We start from the raw sequence: 16,642 nt of genomic DNA on the forward strand, positions 1-16,642 counted from the left end.
GTAGATGTTCTAGTTCATGCTTACGAAGATAGTTTTCTACGGAAACTTTTAGGAGGAAATGTATGAGATTTGGAAGGTTAATGACAGCTATGGTAACCCCATTTGATGATCGTGGTCAGATTAACTGGGATGAAACTTCCAGACTAATAGATTATTTAATTCATGAGCAAAAATCAGATTCACTGGTTATCGGAGGCACAACAGGAGAATCTCCAACGTTGAGCGATGATGAGAAACTTGAATTATTCCGATTTTGCGTGGAAAAAGCAGGAGATCGTTGCAAGATCATTGCCGGTACGGGGAGCAATAATACAGCGAATTCTATTTATATGTCACAAGAGGCTGAAAAGCTTGGTGTTGATGCTCTCTTGCTAGTTGTCCCGTACTATAACAAACCGAGTCAAGAGGGTATGTTCCGTCATTTCGAAGCTATTGCGCATAGTACTGAATTACCAATCATTTTGTATAATGTACCAAGTCGCACGATGTCCAGCCTTACGGCTAAGACAACCCTTCGCTTGGCGGAGATACCTAATATTGTTGGGACTAAGGAATGTGCCTCATTGGAGCACGTCACGCAGATTGCTACGTCTGCTCCAGAGCATTTCAAGGTTTATACTGGTGATGACTCAGCAGCGCTTCCAGCACTTGCTGTAGGGGCCTATGGAGTCATTAGTGTAGCCTCACATATTGTAGGTGCTACAATGAAGAATATGATTGATTCCTTTATTGAGGGTGATGTAAGACAAGCAACATTACTTCATCAACAGTTATTCCCTATTTTTAAAGGAATGTTCGAATGCCCAGAACCGCTACCGAATCCGTCAGCTGTTAAGTATGCCCTTCAATTGGTGGGGTATGATGTTGGTGAACCTCGACTGCCAATTCTCCCACCCAACGAGGATGAGGTTGAGTTTATTAAAGGTTTGATCGCATTAATCTAAATGGTTAATTAATTACTTGCGGTAAAATGAGCACCTCCTGTTGGAGGTGCTCATTTTTTTGAAATAAAGACATATTAGATAGGGAAGCTTAATACTTAACAGTACGATGACTTGTTTTTTCGCTTTTTAATCATGTATAATGAAAATAAGTGACTGGGTGCGGTATGTTTTTGAAATACAATATAAATAATGGTGCACGTCCAAAACCATACAAGGAGGGTAAGATTCAATTGTCTAAGAAACTAAATAACGATAAATTGACGATATTTGCTTTGGGCGGCGTCGGTGAAATCGGAAAAAATATGTATGTCATTCAATATGCAAATGACATTATTGTAGTGGATTCTGGATTAAAGTTTCCAGAAGAGGATATGCTAGGAATCGATATTGTTATTCCAGATATTTCTTATTTAACAGAGAATCGTGATAAAGTTAGAGGAATTTTGCTGACGCATGGTCACGAAGATCATATAGGCGGATTGCCTTACGTGTTGAAACATCTGAATGTTCCTGTATACGGAACAAAGCTTACATTAGGATTGGTTGAGAATAAATTAAAAGAAGCTAATTTGCTTGGTGAAACGAAGCGAATTCTGATTGATGAAAATTCAGAGGTCCAGATCGGAACGACTATGAAAGCTACGTTCTTCAGAACGAACCATAGTATTCCTGATTCTGTAGGCGTTTGTGTCGCTACACCAGAGGGAAATGTAGTTCATACAGGAGATTTTAAATTTGATCATTCACCTGTGAATGGACAATTTGCTGATTTACAGAAGATGGCTGCTATTGGACAAGAAGGAGTGCTTGCACTTCTCTCAGATAGTACCAATGCTGAGAAACCTGGTTTTACACCATCAGAACGTAATGTTGGTGTAGTACTTGAGGATATTTTCCGTAAAGCGTCGCAAAGAGTGGTCATTGCAACCTTCGCATCTAATGTGCATCGTATTCAACAAGTGGTTAATGCTGCTGAAGCAACAGGTCGCAAAATAACAGTCATTGGTCGCAGTATGGTAAATGTAGTTTCCATTGCTTCGGATCTAGGTTACTTGATTATACCCGAGGGTATGCTGATTGAACCTGAAGAAGTAAACAAGATGGCTGCTGATAGAGTTGTTATTCTATGTACAGGAAGTCAAGGGGAGCCGATGTCCGCTCTAACACGGATGGCTCGATCTACCCATCGTAAAGTAGATATTTTACCTGGTGATACGGTTATTATTGCCGCTACTCCAGTTCCTGGTAATGAGAAATATGTGGGTCGCACGATTGACGAGTTATTCAAACTTGGAGCGGATGTCATTTACAGTGGTTCCAATCCAGGTGTTCACGTCTCGGGTCATGGTAGTCAGGAAGAATTGAAATTAATGCTTAATCTGATGAAACCGAAGTTTTTCATACCGATTCATGGGGAATTCCGTATGCAACGTCGTCACGCATTATTAGCAGAATCTGTAGGTATTGCACGCGAGAATATATTTATTACAGAGCTTGGAGAGATCGTTGAAATCGTGAATGGTTCAGCCCGTAAAGCTGGAAAAGTAACGGCAGGAAACGTGTTAATTGATGGATTAGGTGTTGGAGACGTTGGAAATATCGTTCTTCGCGATCGTAAATTACTCTCACAAGATGGTATATTGGTAGTAGTTGTCACATTAAGCAAACAGGATGGCAATATCATGTCAGGACCTGACATTATCTCTAGAGGATTCGTATATGTTCGTGAATCTGAAGGTCTCCTAGATGAAGCGAACCGGATTGTATCCAGTACTCTTCAGAAGCTAATGAGTGAGAAAGTTAATGAATGGGCATCGCTAAAAACGGGTGTTAAGGATGCGTTGGGACGCTTCTTGTATGAACAAACACGTCGTAGACCTATGATTCTTCCCATTATTATGGAAGTGTAATTTTAAATTTAATAGACGACTATATAATTAAGTAAGCACACAGTCGCCCCTACTCTGCAGGTAATATTGGACGGTTCCCTGCGGAATAGGGGCATTTTATGCTTTCTTAGTATAATTAGGGTATCTTTTCTCCCATACTAGCAAGGCAAGCTTATGATGCGTATGGTGAAAGGAAGATGAACCCAATATGGTGAAGGCATTTAATGATAATACGGGTGGACACAATCCCAAAATACGTTTAGAGACACAAGACCCAGATCAACAACCGGATGTGAAAACCGATGCTCAGGTGGTCAATAACATTCAACAACTCGGACAAACATCGGTTCCCAATGGTGAGTCGAATATATTTTGTATGACGATTATTGGTCAGATTGAAGGACATATGATGTTGCCCCCACAGAACAAAACGACCAAATATGAACATATCATCCCACAGTTGGTTGCTACAGAACAAAGTGAGGATATTAAAGGTGTCGTTATCGTTCTGAATACAGTCGGGGGTGATGTTGAAGCGGGACTTGCCATTGCAGAGATGATCTCTTCTTTAACGAAGCCAACAGTGACTGTCGTGATCGGTGGCGGCCATAGTATTGGGGTTCCTATTGCAGTGGCATCCAGTTATTCGATCATTGCTGAAAGTGCTACGATGACCATACATCCAATACGTTTAAACGGTTTAGTTATAGGAGTTCCACAGACATTTGAATATATGGAGAAAATGCAAGAAAGAGTCGTTCAATTTGTAACTTCCCATTCCAGAATTTCCGTAGAGAGATTCAAAGAACTAATGTTTAGAACAGGTGAACTGAATCGGGATATTGGAACGGCAGTAGGTGGGAAAGATGCTGTGAAATATGGATTGATGGATGAGGTTGGTGGCATTGGTCTCGCATTAGCTAAACTGAATTCACTCATTAAGGAACAACAAGAGATGCTACAGCCAGGGAGGTTACAATAATGACCTTATATACAATAATACCCATGGATGTGATATGGGAAGGGAGTTTCAAGGAGCCTGAGAGAACGGTTGATATCGTCATTGGAAGTGGTCTTATGCAAGTGATGCCAATAGACCATAGTAGCGCGCAGATTGTTAGATTGATAAGTTGCCCGTTAGACTATTATTTAAATCCAGAATATTCACCTGGGAAAATTATTCGTTATATTCCTTTATTACAGAATTAGCCTATGAATTGATAAATAGAACATAGGTGCCCACGGAGAATTATGGTATAATATTGTTCCGGGGGTGAATCTTTTGGCCAAAAGAAGAAAAAAGAAAAAGGCTATATTTAGTAACGTACTCAAATATGAAATATATGGGATTATTCTCATTACGCTATCCGTCATCGCTCTATCTGGTGAAGCTACGGTTGGTTGGTCACTATCCAAAATATTTGGACTTATGTTAGGTAAATTTTATTTCGTTGTTCCACTTGTAGGAATTTATTATGGATTAATGGCAATGATCAATAGAAAGTGGCCTAACCGATGGAATTCACGTAAAAGTGGCGTGCTACTTTTAGTGCTTGCCTTTTCATTGATGGCTAGCATATCAAGTATTGAAAAGAAATTAGCTCCTACATCCATTTTGAGTAGTAGCACCATTTTTGATCAGGCGAAGTCTGATTTGCATGTAGAGCTATTGACTCCCTCCGTTGGAAAAGAAAACTCTATGATGGATAAAGATATCGGTGGCGGATATATAGGCGCTATTCAGTACACTGCTCTTTTCTGGCTGTTTGGAAGTATAGGCGCTAAGTTATTGAGAATCGTTATGTTTATTATCAGTTTCATGTTGATTACGAACTTATCCTATGTTGATCTGGTACGAATTGTTCGAACTAGGGTGATGAAAGTCGGTTCTTACGTACATAAGCAAATTAGTATGCGGCAGCTACCAGCGAGTAGTGCGCCATTAAAGACAAAATCTATTTCAAATAGAAGCAGACAACTCCTTCCAGGTGATGAAGATGATGATTTCGATGAAGAAATTCTTCCGAAAGTTAAACGGAATACACCTGTATTTTTTCAGTTGTTTGGTGGGAAGAGTGCCAAAGAGGAACTATCCCTCAGTGATGATGATGTAGATAACATGACTGGTGACTTGGCAGTAGCTGAGCCTGATAAGCGTAATGGAAAACGAAGAAAAGATGCCACTCCTGTTCATCATGAGGATGAAGTAGCATTGAATTCTGAACATGTCGTGCCAGAGGATGAACTTCGATTGAGAACTCCAATCATACGTGATTTCTTTGAGCATGTGATATCGGAAGGGATTGCTGTGGAAGATGACTTGGAAGAGGCTTTTACCGGTCAGGAAGTGGCTGATCTGAAGGAAGCTGTTATGAAGAGCCAAGGGGAAATTTCTGGACAACAAGCGGTAGACCAAACAGACAGTAATGTAGGAACTATATCGAGTGGTTTGGGTACTAGTGAGATGAGAGACGATGGGGGAGTGCTCTCACCGGAGATCATCGCTCCAGCACCCCCTCCGAAGCCATATGTTTTACCGCCATTCCGTCTGTTAGCTAAGCCTAGCCCTGGGAAGGCTAGTGATCAGAACGATTACATGCAGACAGCGCGTAAGCTTGAAGCTACTTTAGAAAGCTTTGGCGTTCGGGCCAAAGTATTGGAAGTTGTTCGTGGTCCTGCCGTTACCCGCTATGAAATTCAACCAGATATTGGGGTTAAGGTTAGCCGGATTGTGGCCTTAACTGATGATATAGCGCTGGCACTTGCTGCTAAGGATATCCGAATGGAAGCTCCGATCCCCGGTAAATCAGCGATTGGTATTGAAGTGCCTAATAACGAAGTATCTATCGTTACGATGCGTGAAGTGATGGAGACAACTGTCTTTCAGGAGGCAGAGTCCAAGTTAACTATTGCATTTGGTAGAGATATTTCAGGTCAGACGATTGTTGGTAATCTGGCGAAGATGCCGCATCTTCTTGTCGCAGGTGCTACGGGTTCAGGGAAATCCGTCTGTATTAACGGAATTATTACGAGTATTCTTTATAAAGCTAAGCCGGATGAAGTGAAGTTTCTAATGATTGACCCAAAGATGGTCGAATTGAATATGTACAATGGTATTCCTCATCTGTTGGCGCCAGTCGTGACAGATCCGAAACGAGCATCTTTAGCATTGAAGAAGATTGTAGTCGAAATGGAGAAGCGCTATGAACTTTTCTCCAAATCAGGGACTCGTAATATCGAAGGATATAACAAGTTAATGAAAGATAATTTACCTGCTGTATTACCTTATATCGTTGTCATCGTTGACGAGCTTGCAGATCTAATGATGGTCGCAGCCAATGATGTGGAAGAAGCGATTATGCGACTCGCCCAAATGGCACGAGCAGCTGGTATCCATCTCATTATCGCTACCCAACGTCCTTCAGTGGACGTTATAACGGGAGTGATCAAAGCGAATATTCCTTCGAGAATTGCATTTGGCGTTTCTTCTAATGTGGATTCTAGAACGATACTTGATATGGCAGGAGCTGAGAAGCTTCTTGGGCGTGGAGATATGCTGTTCATGCCAATGGGCTCATCCAAACCGGTTCGGGTTCAAGGTGCATATTTGACAGACCAAGAAGTAGAGAACATTGTTGATTATGCGCGTGATCAAGGACAAGCTGAATATGATGAATCGCTTGTACCTGAAATAGAAGAACCATCATCCAATGGGGATGAGATGCTTGATGAACTATATGATCAGGCTGTGCAAATTATACTTGAAGCCAAACAGGCGTCGGTATCCCTCCTACAGCGTAGAATGCGAGTAGGATATACCCGCGCAGCTCGACTTATTGATTCAATGGAGGCACGTGGAATCATTGGACCATATGAAGGAAGTAAGCCAAGGGAAGTTCTTATATCGATGGAGGAATATCAGCAGAGTAGAATTAGTTCTTAGATTAATAAAGAGTCTCCCTTGTATTTTGAGGGAGGCTCTTTCTGTTCCTACACCAATGTCAGATCCACTACACTTTTGTGATGCATGCATAGGAAGCTATAAGTCTTGTCATAATAATGTCAAGCAACCTGTCAAAACACAAAAGAAAGGTAGATCAAAGCATATGAAAAAACCGAGAAGTTGGATCGTAATTGGGTTGGTGCTTACTTTGTCATTTTCTGTAGTCGCCTTTTCACAAGATAAATCTGAAGCGAAGATGGATACCTTGAATGAGCCAGAGGCTCCTTCTCAAGAGGTATTTAGCACGAATGTCTTTCAATATGGTTCATCAGGAGACGATGTGTATGAGCTGCAGGGTCGGCTTAAGCATCTTGGTTATTACACTGGGAAGATTGACAGTACCTTTGGTACGAATACACTGAAATCAGTTAAATGGTTTCAATATGAGTTTGGTTTGAAGGTAGATGGGGTCGTCGGCCCCAAAATGAAGCTGAAGCTTTATAATGCGACGAAGAATTGGAAACCGACTGTACCGAAAAATACTGGGAATTCAGCGGCAGTCCAAAAACCGACAACACCTACGAAGAATCCATCACTGGCAACCTCTAATACGATGGGTCTATCTGAGAATGACCTAAAAATAATGGCCAATGCTGTTTATGGTGAAGCTCGCGGTGAACCATTTGAGGGACAGGTAGCTGTTGCAGCTGTTATTTTGAACCGTGTGAGGTCATCTGAATTTCCTAACACCCCCTCAGGCGTTATATTTCAGCCTTTAGCCTTTACAGCAGTTGCTGATGGCCAAATATATTTAGAACCTAATGAAGGGGCGAGACAGGCTGTACAGCAAGCGCTGAACGGTTGGGATCCTTCAGGAGGATGCCTATATTACTTTAATCCGAAGACGGCTACTTCAAAGTGGATTTGGTCACGTCCTCAAGTGAAAACGATTGGTGCGCATATTTTCTGCATGTAAATACGTGATCAAAAGGTGACTTTTGAACAACCTCTGTAAGATGAATGGGCAATCGAAGGCTTGTCTTCGATTGCTTCTTCACTTTCAGGTGGGTTAGAATGGATAATATTACAATGCTTCAACCTAAATAAACAATTCATCAATTAAAGGAGATTGGGACCTTGAATAAAATGAGATTTGAACACGGTAGTGCAGGTCGCCTACGGATACATGTCATGCCTACCAAGCGCTTCAAAACGTTCGCGATTTCTTTGTATGTGGGTACCCCGCTTTCCGAAGAGACGGTGACTTCTACAGCACTAACTCCCTTTGTACTGCGGCGAGGGACGGAGTCCTTTCCAGAGACTACACAGTTCCGTGAAAGATTGGAACAATTATATGGAGCTGGATTTGGGTTCGATGTATATAAAAGAGGGGATTACCAGATCGTTCAGTTTCGTATGGATACGATTAACGATTCTTTTGTTCAGAGCGAAGAAAGTCTACTTGAATCCTCCTTTGCATTTCTAGGTGAGGTCGTTACTCGTCCGGTATTAGAAGATGGGCATTTCAGAAATGCTTATGTACAGGCTGAGAAAGAGAATGTCCGTAAAAAATTGGAGTCTATCGTAAATGATAAAATTCGTTATGCCGCTGAGCGTTGCTTGGAAGAAATGTGTCGGAATGAGCCATATCGCTTACATCCGCTCGGACAGCGTAAGGATTTGGACTCTATAACTTCAGAATCCCTCTATAACTCATACATCAAGTGGTTGAATGAATCGAGTATAGATCTATATGTGGTCGGAGATACAACCATTGAGGAAGTACAGAAGATGGTAGAACAGCACTTTCATCTAGATTCTTCAACTCCTGTATCTTATGAGTCGCATCAGTCGACTCGCGATGTGAGCGATGTTCGAACCATTGTTGAGAAATTGGATGTCAATCAAGGGAAGCTGAATATGGGGCTTCGTACAACGATTACTTATGGGGATGACGCTTACGCCTCTGCATTAGTGTATAACGGAATACTTGGTGGATATCCTCATTCGAAGCTTTTCTTGAATGTGCGTGAGAAGGAAAGCTTAGCTTATTATGCCTCCTCTCGTTACGATGGTCATAAAGGAATCGGGACGATTCAATCTGGCATTGAGGTTCAGAATTACGAGAAAGCGGTCACGATTATTCGCAATCAGTTGGAGGAAATGCGAACAGGTCAGATCAGTGAGTTGGAGATGTCACAAACAAAGGCCATGATTCGAAATTTATTGCTTGAAATGGATGACTCTGCATTTGAAATGATTTCATTTGATTTCAATTCGCAGTTGTCTGGAAAAGATCGCACAGCCGAGCAACTTCTTCAACAGGTGAAGAATATTACAGTGGATGATGTACACGCTGCAGCAGCAACCTTCGAGCTGGATACCATCTATTTCTTAACGGGGCAAAAGGAGGAATAGCACATGGATAGTATACAATATGAGCATTTACAAGAAACGCTATACTACGAAGTCATGGATAATGGGCTACGTGTTTATGTTCTTCCTAAACCAGGATTTAACAAGACGTATGCCTCATTTGCGACCAAATATGGATCAGTGGATAATCGCTTCCGTGTGGAAGGGCAGGAAGAGGTAGCTGTGCCTGATGGAATTGCTCATTTTCTTGAACATAAAATGTTTGAGGAACAGCAAGGCGATATTTTTGCAACCTTCGCTTCGCAAGGAGCTTCTGCGAATGCATTCACAAGCTTTGATCAAACGGTGTATCTATTCTCAGCGACTGAGAATATTGAAGATAATTTGGAGACGTTAATCAACTTTGTACAAAATCCATATTTCACAGATCAGAATGTAGATAAGGAAAAGGGGATTATCGCTCAAGAAATTGGGATGTATCAGGATAATGCGGATTGGCGTGTCTATTTCGGTCTAATTGAAGCCATGTTTAAAGTTCACCCCGTTCATATCGACATCGCGGGTACGGTGGAATCTATTAGTACGATTACGAAGGAGACGTTATATTCTTGTTATAATGCTTTTTATCATCCAAGCAATATGCTTCTGTTCGTGGTGGGTGGGGTTAAGCCTGAGGAAGTGTTCGAACTTGTTAGGAATAACCAAGCGAAGAAATCATATGAACCTCAAGGTGTCATAGAACGATTATTTGAACAAGAACCAGTGGGAGTGGCAGAGAAAAAACGCGTAAATAACCTAACCGTTTCGATGCCAAAGTGTTTATTTGGATACAAGGATAGGCATGTTGGACTCGAAGGGGAGGCATTGCTGAAGCGTGATCTGACGACTAAACTCATGCTCGATTTACTGTTTGGTTCAAGTACCCAATTATATCAGAAACTTTATGATGAGGAGCTCATTTCAGATAGCTTCGGATATGAATATAACAGTTCCCCTCACTATGGATTTTCCATTATTGGTGGAGATACAAGGGATCCTGATCTACTGCTGAGTAGAATTCAAGAAGAAGTGGAACAACTTGTGAAGGAAGGCTTTAAGGAGACTGATTTCGAGCGGTCACGTAAAAAGAAAATGGGTGGATATTTACGTATGCTGAATTCTCCCGAGAATATTGCCCATGAATTTACCAAATATCAATTTCGCGGGAGTGACTTTTTCTCCATCCTAAAGGTATATGAGTCGATTACATTAAAAGATGTGAATGAACGATTAAATGAGCACATTGATTCGAGCCAAGTTGCTGTGTCGGTTGTGATTAATCCTTGAGTAATAACATGGGAGCGGAATGGAGCAAGCCGTTCGGGGAAACGACAGTTCTAATTACAGGGGCTAGCAGGGGCATTGGAGCGGCGATAGCAGAGCGTTTCGCAACTGTGGGGATGAATGTTGTTATTCATTATGGAAAGTCCCATGAAGAGGCTAATGAAGTCGCACGTCGCTGTATGATTCATGGAGCTAACGTTCTAACGATAACCGCGAACTTGAAGAATCGTGAAGAAATAATTCGGATGCGTGACAAACTTCAGAGTCATGGAATGATGCCAGATATTCTGGTGAATAATGCGGGGATATCTCATTATGGATTGCTCTCAGATGTGACAGAAGAGATTTGGGATGATGTGATGTCAACCAACTTGAAGAGCATGTTTTTATGTACACAAGCCTTTATGCCTTATATGATATCAGAGCGTTGGGGGCGTATCATTAATATATCTTCGGTATGGGGAATTTCAGGAGCATCATGTGAGGTATTATACTCAGCAAGTAAAGGCGGAGTGAACGCCTTTACTAAAGCATTGGCGAAAGAGCTGGCACCCTCGGGAATATCAGTCAATGCCGTGGCTCCTGGTGCCGTCGATACATCTATGCTGGATCATTTACAAGAGGATGAAGTTCGAATGCTTGAGGAAGAAATACCAGCAGGAAGGCTGGCTCAGCCTGATGAGATATCGTCACTTGTTTATTTCCTGGCCCTGCCAGAATCGGGATATATTAATGGCCAAGTCATTAGTCCGAATGGTGGGTGGGTCACTTAAGTCAGAATTTTCCGATAATATCTCGCATAATGAAGTCCAAATAAGCTCATATTATAACTGTTGATTTTAAATCTCATGTGTCAGGCAAAGGAGGATTTAATATGTCATCAACAGTTGTCAGAAATTTTGATAGTTGGAAAAAGTTTTTGGGTGAACGTGTAGTGCAGGCTCAAAAGATGGGGATGAGTGAAGATACCATCTCGAAATTGGCTTACGAAATCGGCGATTTTCTAGATGAGAAGGTCGATCCCCAGAATGCCTCCAACCGAACACTTAAGGAATTGTGGGATGTTGGAAATAAAGAAGAACGGCAAACTATTGCACGCTTGATGGTTAAACTAGCCAAGAAAAATGCATAGTTCTGCGAGAAAAGCTCCCTTCATGGGAGCTTTTCTACAATCATTACAGAGTTGACCTTGCCTTTCGGTTTTTTTTTATATATCATTAACATGACCCATGACTGAAACCGATGTAGAAATAACATGACTCAAGATGGGGTTTCGAGCAAGTCGTGTCGAATGTATGGGAAACGTGTTAGATGAGGTGTTGAATTGGAGCCAAAACAATGGTATATGGAATATAAGATACATAAGAATAGACCAGGTTTATTGGGAGATATTGCATCTTTACTTGGGATGCTGGAAGTTAATATACTAACTATTAATGGCGTTGAAGGCGAGACTCGGGGAATGTTGCTTGAAACGGATGATGTAGAGAAAATACAGCTTATGGGATCAATGCTCAAAAAGGTGGATAATATAACGCTCTCAGCACTAAGACCTTCAAAACTTGTTGATAAGCTTGCTGTACGTCATGGACGATATGTTGACCGAGATTCTGAGGATGGTAAGACGTTTCGTTTTACACGTGATGAGCTTGGACTGCTTGTCGATTTCTTAGGTGAAGTATTTAAGAAAGAAGGCCATCAGGTCATTGGATTAAGAGGTATGCCACGTGTAGGTAAAACGGAGTCTATTATTGCAGGTAGTGTTTGCGCGATGAAGCACTGGACGTTTATCTCATCTACACTACTACGTCAAACGATTCGTAGTCAGCTGTCAGAGGATGAGATGAATGCTAATAATGTTTTTATAATTGATGGAATTGTTAGTACGATGAGGTCTAGTGAGAAACACTATAAATTATTACAGGATATTATGGATATGCCCTGTACCAAAGTGATTGAACATCCAGATGTATTTGTACAGGAGACCAATGGTTCATTCGATGTTTTTGATATTATTATTGAGCTGAGAAACACTTGGGATGAAGAGATCGTTTACGATACCTTTACGAATACCTACATGGAAGATTAATGAATGAACATTGTATATAATGATAAAATCAGGAGGTGATGGTATGTCTGAACTGGGTCAACAGTTAAGGGAAGCAAGACTCGAAAAGGGAATGAGTCTTGATGATGTACAGGAAATGACGAAAATTCGCAAACGATATTTAGAAGCCATCGAGGCGGGTGACTATAAAGTTCTTCCCGGGAATTTCTATGTGCGGGCGTTTATAAAGACATATGCAGAAACCGTAGGTCTTAATCCTGATGAACTCTTAGAAGGGGATACGGAAGTGTCGTCCTCTCAGATTGAAGGGACTATGGAGCCGATCATCCAGAAACGTTCGAGCAATCGAGTTCCTAAAGAGCGAAATGTGAAATGGTTATCAACCGTATTAATGTGGACTTTTCCCATATTAATTATTGTCGTTATTTATTTGTATGTATCTTCTCTAGAAGAGAAGCCGAGTAATAAGCAAGTGGATTCCGGGCAAAAAATAACTGGGGATATTAAGGATCCGTCGATAACCGATGATCCTGTAGTAGATCCAGAGGGAATTGAAGGAGAACCAACACCGGGTAATAACACTGGAGAGGTCAATGGGGGAACGGATACACCGGTGGAACCACCAGTAGAGGAGATTCCACCGGTGGAACCACAAACCGTAACGGTGACGGAAGATGGTAAGAAGGGGAAGAATACCATCTTTAAAGTATCAGGCCCTAAGGGTGCGAAGGTTCCAGTTGAGATTAAGGCTAGCGGCGAGAGCTGGCTTGAAGTCTACAGAGGTAAAGATTCTACTGGAGAGAAGCTATCGTTCGGTAACACAAAAGATGGTGATGTTCTTAATTTAGAATTGGATGGCCAAAATATGCTGATCAAATCGGGTTATTCACCTGCAACGATTATTACTGTAGCGGGTCAGCCTATTACGGATGGGAAAACGACAACAAGAATCATTCTTGAGATGGATACCACGGATACGGATGCAGTTACGGATACAACTACAGGTGAATAAGTAACAACTTTGGCGGAAATAATAAGACTAGCTATACCATGTTGTAGTCTGAAAATCTCCGTTAAAGAGTGGTGTTTACTGTGACAGTCAGCTGGATTGTGACCGGATTAGGTATTATTGTGAGTTTACTCGGGTATTATTTAACTCCAAATGCATGGGGTTATGGTATTTTGGGCTTTGGAATTGCCCATATTGTACTGGGGGTTCTAGATATGTTACGACAACCTTCCAGTAGTAGATAGTTTGTGTGTCTCAACTCTCATGTGTTTTCTCGCAGAAACGGATACCGTCCTTATCTAAGGGCGGCAAAGCCGTTTCTTCTTGTGAAAATAAGTTTCAATGATAGAATTATATATTATGATAGAACGTTTCTAGAAAGGACGTGGAATGATGAGTTCAGAAAATTCTTTTGACATTGTATCCAAATTTGATTTGCAAGAAATGAATAATGCCATCACCCAAGCGGAGAAGGAAATTGCATCGAGGTTCGATTTCAAAGGGAGTAAGAGTAGTCTTAAATTAGATAAAGATGCTCTTGTTATTGCCTCGGACGATGAATATAAATTGAATGCGGTTATCGATATTCTGCAATCAAAGATGGTTAAACGAGGATTAACACTAAAGAATGTGGATTATGGTAAAATTGAACCTGCTTCTTTGGGGACTGTTCGGCAGAAGCTGACTTTAAAACAGGGTATCGATCAGGATAACGCTAAAAAGATCAATGTTCTGATTCGCGATTCGAAATTAAAAGTGAAAAGTCAGATTCAAGGAGATCAAATTCGTGTAACGGGTAAGAGTAAAAATGATTTGCAAGCGATCATGCAACTATTACTCAAAGCAGATCTTTCCTTAGATCTTCAGTTTACGAACGTCAAGTAAGAGGAGTGCTACTTTTTGACACTGAATAATCCATATATTATACTTGAAAAGATTCATTTAGTAATAATGGGTTATATCACTGGGGGAGCATGGATAATGACAGAGAGAGTCCAGAGTATACTATTGAACTGTGATTTATTTTTGATGGATTTTAATATGATTTACAGGGAGGTCATCCTGTGAATTTACCCAATCGTATTACGGTAGCTAGAATTTGTCTAATTCCCGTTATGATGGTATTTTTATTAGTTGATTTTAGTTTTTATCCAAATCCAATCGTTTGGGGTTCTTATGAATTGCCCTTTAACCAACTGGTTGCTGCGATCATCTTTATTATTGCTGCTAGCACAGATGGGATTGATGGCTATCTCGCACGCAAGAATAATTTGGTGACGGATCTAGGGAAGTTGCTTGATCCATTAGCAGATAAATTACTGGTAGCAGCTATTCTGATTTCATTGGTACAAATGGGAAAATGTGAGAGCTGGATTGTCATTATTATTATCAGTAGGGAATTTGCAGTGACAGGACTTCGTCAGATTGCTCTGCTCCAGGGTAAGGTCGTTGCAGCTAGTAGTTGGGGGAAGATTAAAACGGTTGTTCAGATCATAGCGATCATAGCTATGCTAATTAACAATTTTCCTTTTGTCTTTATATCACTTCCTTTTGACGTCATTGCGACTTGGGCTGCTGGTCTGATCACACTATATTCTGGGATTGATTATTTCGTTAAGAATAAAAGTGTATTAAATTTGACTAATAGCTAATAGCGTATAGAATAAGCACTTTATTGGGGGCAGTAGGAGATTATCCTATTGTCTTTTCTTTCAGATTTTTAAAAAGGGGTTCAGGTTGATTCGACACGAAGTGGAGGTTTTTTAGAAATGAAAGCAGAGATCATTGCAGTGGGAACAGAATTGTTGTTGGGACAGATTGTAAATACAAATGCTCAGTTCTTGTCTCAGGAACTAGCTACATTAGGAATTGATGTGTATTTCCAAACCGTCGTAGGTGATAATCTAAATAGGCTACAAGAATCCATTGCATTGGCGAGTCAGCGGGCGGATATTATTGTATTAACGGGTGGTATTGGCCCCACACAAGATGACCTAACTAAGGATGCACTTGCAGCATTACTGGGACGAGAATTACATATAGATCGGCTTGCTATGGATCATGTTGAGAACTTCTTCAATAGTCGTGGTGCGCACATGACTGAGAATAATCGGCGACAAGCGACGGTAGTCGAAGGAAGTACGCCTCTTGCTAATCCCACAGGACTTGCTGTCGGCAATGCGTTATCGCATGAGGGGAAGTATTATATTATTCTTCCCGGACCACCGAAAGAAATGGCCCCAATGTTCCATGAAGAGGCTAAGCCATGGTTATTGCAACACGCTCTTACGAATGAAATGCCCATTTATTCTACCATGTTAAAGTTTGCTGGTATTGGTGAGTCTGCGCTAGAGGAACGGCTATTGGAATTAATTCAGAATCAAAGTGATCCAACGATTGCTCCCTATGCCAAAGAGGGCGAGGTCACGGTTCGGATTTCAACGAAGGCACATAGTGAGAAGGAAGCGATGATCAAGCTGGATGCAACAGAAGAACAAATTCGGTTGTTACTTCCTAATCATTTGTATGCTACTGAAGATATTCCTATTGAGAAAGCTATTGTTGATCTGATGGCGGATCACGGGATGACATTAGGTGTAGCCGAGAGCTGTACTGGTGGGCTTTTGATGGAGAGAATTACATCCGTACCTGGTAGTGCGACCATGTTCTTAGGTGGCATTGTATGCTACTCTAATCAGTTAAAAGAAAAACTGCTGAACGTTCCCCATGATTTATTGGAGGGAGACGAGGCGCCTGGTGCTGTGAGTGCGGAGGTCGCACAGGTGCTTGCGGAACAAGTTAGAATGATTGCGGATACAGACTTTGGTCTATCGATTACGGGGGTTGCGGGTCCAGGGTACTCCGAGCGCAAACCAGTAGGTCTTGTATATATTGCAATTGCTGAACGAGGAAAGAAGACAGAGGTTCATGAGCTACGTTTAGGTGGGAATCGAGAGTCTATTCGGATTCGTACGGTTAAAAGTCTGTTGTATCGGTTGTGGTTGAAAATCATGCAAAGCGATAAACTTCAGCAAGACAGTTGAATGATTGATATAGGTAGTAGTATACTACTCTTATAACGGAAGAACC

The 16,642-nt window shown here is 41.3% G+C and carries 16 protein-coding genes; all 16 read left to right on the forward strand.

The window, feature by feature from the left end; all coding sequences use genetic code 11:
• Window positions 1–62 precede the first annotated feature (62 nt).
• On the forward strand, window positions 63–944 hold the full coding sequence (gene dapA, locus ACP8HI_RS05870; protein WP_438350193.1) for a 4-hydroxy-tetrahydrodipicolinate synthase: 882 nt from the start codon (window positions 63–65) through the stop codon (window positions 942–944).
• 230 nt (window positions 945–1,174) lie between these two features.
• The gene (locus tag ACP8HI_RS05875) at window positions 1,175–2,854 is read left to right on the forward strand and encodes a ribonuclease J (RefSeq protein ID WP_438350194.1); all 1,680 of its coding nucleotides are present in this window, start codon (window positions 1,175–1,177) and stop codon (window positions 2,852–2,854) included.
• A 187-nt stretch (window positions 2,855–3,041) separates the two neighbouring features.
• Entirely contained in the window at window positions 3,042–3,815 is a 774-nt protein-coding gene (locus ACP8HI_RS05880; RefSeq protein WP_438350195.1) for a ClpP family protease, read from the forward strand.
• Complete coding sequence (locus tag ACP8HI_RS05885; RefSeq protein WP_438350196.1) at window positions 3,815–4,042, forward strand: YlzJ-like family protein; 228 nt, start codon at window positions 3,815–3,817, stop codon at window positions 4,040–4,042. Before ACP8HI_RS05880 ends, ACP8HI_RS05885 begins: the two co-directional genes overlap by 1 nt.
• A 73-nt stretch (window positions 4,043–4,115) precedes the next feature.
• Complete coding sequence (locus ACP8HI_RS05890) at window positions 4,116–6,776, forward strand: DNA translocase FtsK 4TM domain-containing protein (protein ID WP_438350197.1); 2,661 nt, start codon at window positions 4,116–4,118, stop codon at window positions 6,774–6,776.
• Window positions 6,777–6,939: 163 nt separating this feature from the next.
• Window positions 6,940–7,752, forward strand: a complete 813-nt coding sequence (gene sleB, locus ACP8HI_RS05895; RefSeq protein ID WP_438350198.1) for a spore cortex-lytic enzyme — start codon at window positions 6,940–6,942, stop codon at window positions 7,750–7,752.
• Between the two features lie 161 nt (window positions 7,753–7,913).
• Window positions 7,914–9,194, forward strand: a complete 1,281-nt coding sequence (gene yfmF / locus ACP8HI_RS05900) for an EF-P 5-aminopentanol modification-associated protein YfmF (protein WP_438350199.1) — start codon at window positions 7,914–7,916, stop codon at window positions 9,192–9,194.
• Window positions 9,195–9,197: 3 nt separating this feature from the next.
• Window positions 9,198–10,478: an EF-P 5-aminopentanol modification-associated protein YfmH gene (gene yfmH, locus ACP8HI_RS05905; RefSeq protein WP_438350200.1), complete on the forward strand. Its 1,281-nt coding sequence runs from the start codon at window positions 9,198–9,200 to the stop codon at window positions 10,476–10,478.
• 8 nt (window positions 10,479–10,486) lie between these two features.
• Window positions 10,487–11,248: an elongation factor P 5-aminopentanone reductase gene (gene ymfI, locus ACP8HI_RS05910; RefSeq protein ID WP_438350201.1), complete on the forward strand. Its 762-nt coding sequence runs from the start codon at window positions 10,487–10,489 to the stop codon at window positions 11,246–11,248.
• Between the two features lie 101 nt (window positions 11,249–11,349).
• Window positions 11,350–11,607, forward strand: coding sequence for a DUF3243 domain-containing protein (locus ACP8HI_RS05915; protein WP_438350202.1), 258 nt, complete (start codon window positions 11,350–11,352; stop codon window positions 11,605–11,607).
• A gap of 192 nt (window positions 11,608–11,799) precedes the next feature.
• Window positions 11,800–12,564, forward strand: coding sequence for a DUF3388 domain-containing protein (locus ACP8HI_RS05920; RefSeq protein ID WP_438350203.1), 765 nt, complete (start codon window positions 11,800–11,802; stop codon window positions 12,562–12,564).
• A gap of 43 nt (window positions 12,565–12,607) precedes the next feature.
• On the forward strand, window positions 12,608–13,555 hold the full coding sequence (locus ACP8HI_RS05925) for a RodZ domain-containing protein (RefSeq protein ID WP_438350204.1): 948 nt from the start codon (window positions 12,608–12,610) through the stop codon (window positions 13,553–13,555).
• A gap of 80 nt (window positions 13,556–13,635) precedes the next feature.
• A complete protein-coding gene (locus tag ACP8HI_RS05930) occupies window positions 13,636–13,797 on the forward strand; it encodes a hypothetical protein (RefSeq protein ID WP_438350205.1) in 162 nt (53 codons plus the stop codon).
• A gap of 148 nt (window positions 13,798–13,945) precedes the next feature.
• The gene (locus ACP8HI_RS05935; RefSeq protein ID WP_438351718.1) at window positions 13,946–14,437 is read left to right on the forward strand and encodes a YajQ family cyclic di-GMP-binding protein; all 492 of its coding nucleotides are present in this window, start codon (window positions 13,946–13,948) and stop codon (window positions 14,435–14,437) included.
• A 179-nt stretch (window positions 14,438–14,616) separates the two neighbouring features.
• Window positions 14,617–15,204 carry a CDP-diacylglycerol--glycerol-3-phosphate 3-phosphatidyltransferase gene (gene pgsA, locus ACP8HI_RS05940; protein ID WP_438350206.1) on the forward strand — a complete coding sequence of 196 codons (588 nt, stop codon included), beginning with the start codon at window positions 14,617–14,619 and terminating at the stop codon, window positions 15,202–15,204.
• Window positions 15,205–15,321: 117 nt separating this feature from the next.
• On the forward strand, window positions 15,322–16,596 hold the full coding sequence (locus ACP8HI_RS05945; protein WP_438350207.1) for a competence/damage-inducible protein A: 1,275 nt from the start codon (window positions 15,322–15,324) through the stop codon (window positions 16,594–16,596).
• The last annotated feature ends 46 nt before the right edge of the window (window positions 16,597–16,642 follow it).

The sequence above is a fragment of the Paenibacillus sp. FA6 genome (assembly GCF_051550225.1).
Classification (GTDB): Bacteria; Bacillota; Bacilli; order Paenibacillales; family Paenibacillaceae; genus Paenibacillus_AQ.

Excerpts from the sequence above, each read along its gene's own strand:
- ACP8HI_RS05885 (WP_438350196.1), top strand. The coding sequence starts at position 3,815 with ATGACCTTATATACAATAATACCCATGGATGTGATATGGGAAGGGAGT.
- ACP8HI_RS05880 (WP_438350195.1), top strand. The coding sequence starts at position 3,042 with ATGGTGAAGGCATTTAATGATAATACGGGTGGACACAATCCCAAAATA.
- yfmH (WP_438350200.1), top strand. The coding sequence starts at position 9,198 with ATGGATAGTATACAATATGAGCATTTACAAGAAACGCTATACTACGAA.
- ACP8HI_RS05925 (WP_438350204.1), top strand. The coding sequence starts at position 12,608 with ATGTCTGAACTGGGTCAACAGTTAAGGGAAGCAAGACTCGAAAAGGGA.
- ymfI (WP_438350201.1), top strand. The coding sequence starts at position 10,487 with ATGGGAGCGGAATGGAGCAAGCCGTTCGGGGAAACGACAGTTCTAATT.
- sleB (WP_438350198.1), top strand. The coding sequence starts at position 6,940 with ATGAAAAAACCGAGAAGTTGGATCGTAATTGGGTTGGTGCTTACTTTG.
- dapA (WP_438350193.1), top strand. The coding sequence starts at position 63 with ATGAGATTTGGAAGGTTAATGACAGCTATGGTAACCCCATTTGATGAT.
- ACP8HI_RS05935 (WP_438351718.1), top strand. The coding sequence starts at position 13,946 with ATGAGTTCAGAAAATTCTTTTGACATTGTATCCAAATTTGATTTGCAA.
- ACP8HI_RS05945 (WP_438350207.1), top strand. The coding sequence starts at position 15,322 with ATGAAAGCAGAGATCATTGCAGTGGGAACAGAATTGTTGTTGGGACAG.
- ACP8HI_RS05915 (WP_438350202.1), top strand. The coding sequence starts at position 11,350 with ATGTCATCAACAGTTGTCAGAAATTTTGATAGTTGGAAAAAGTTTTTG.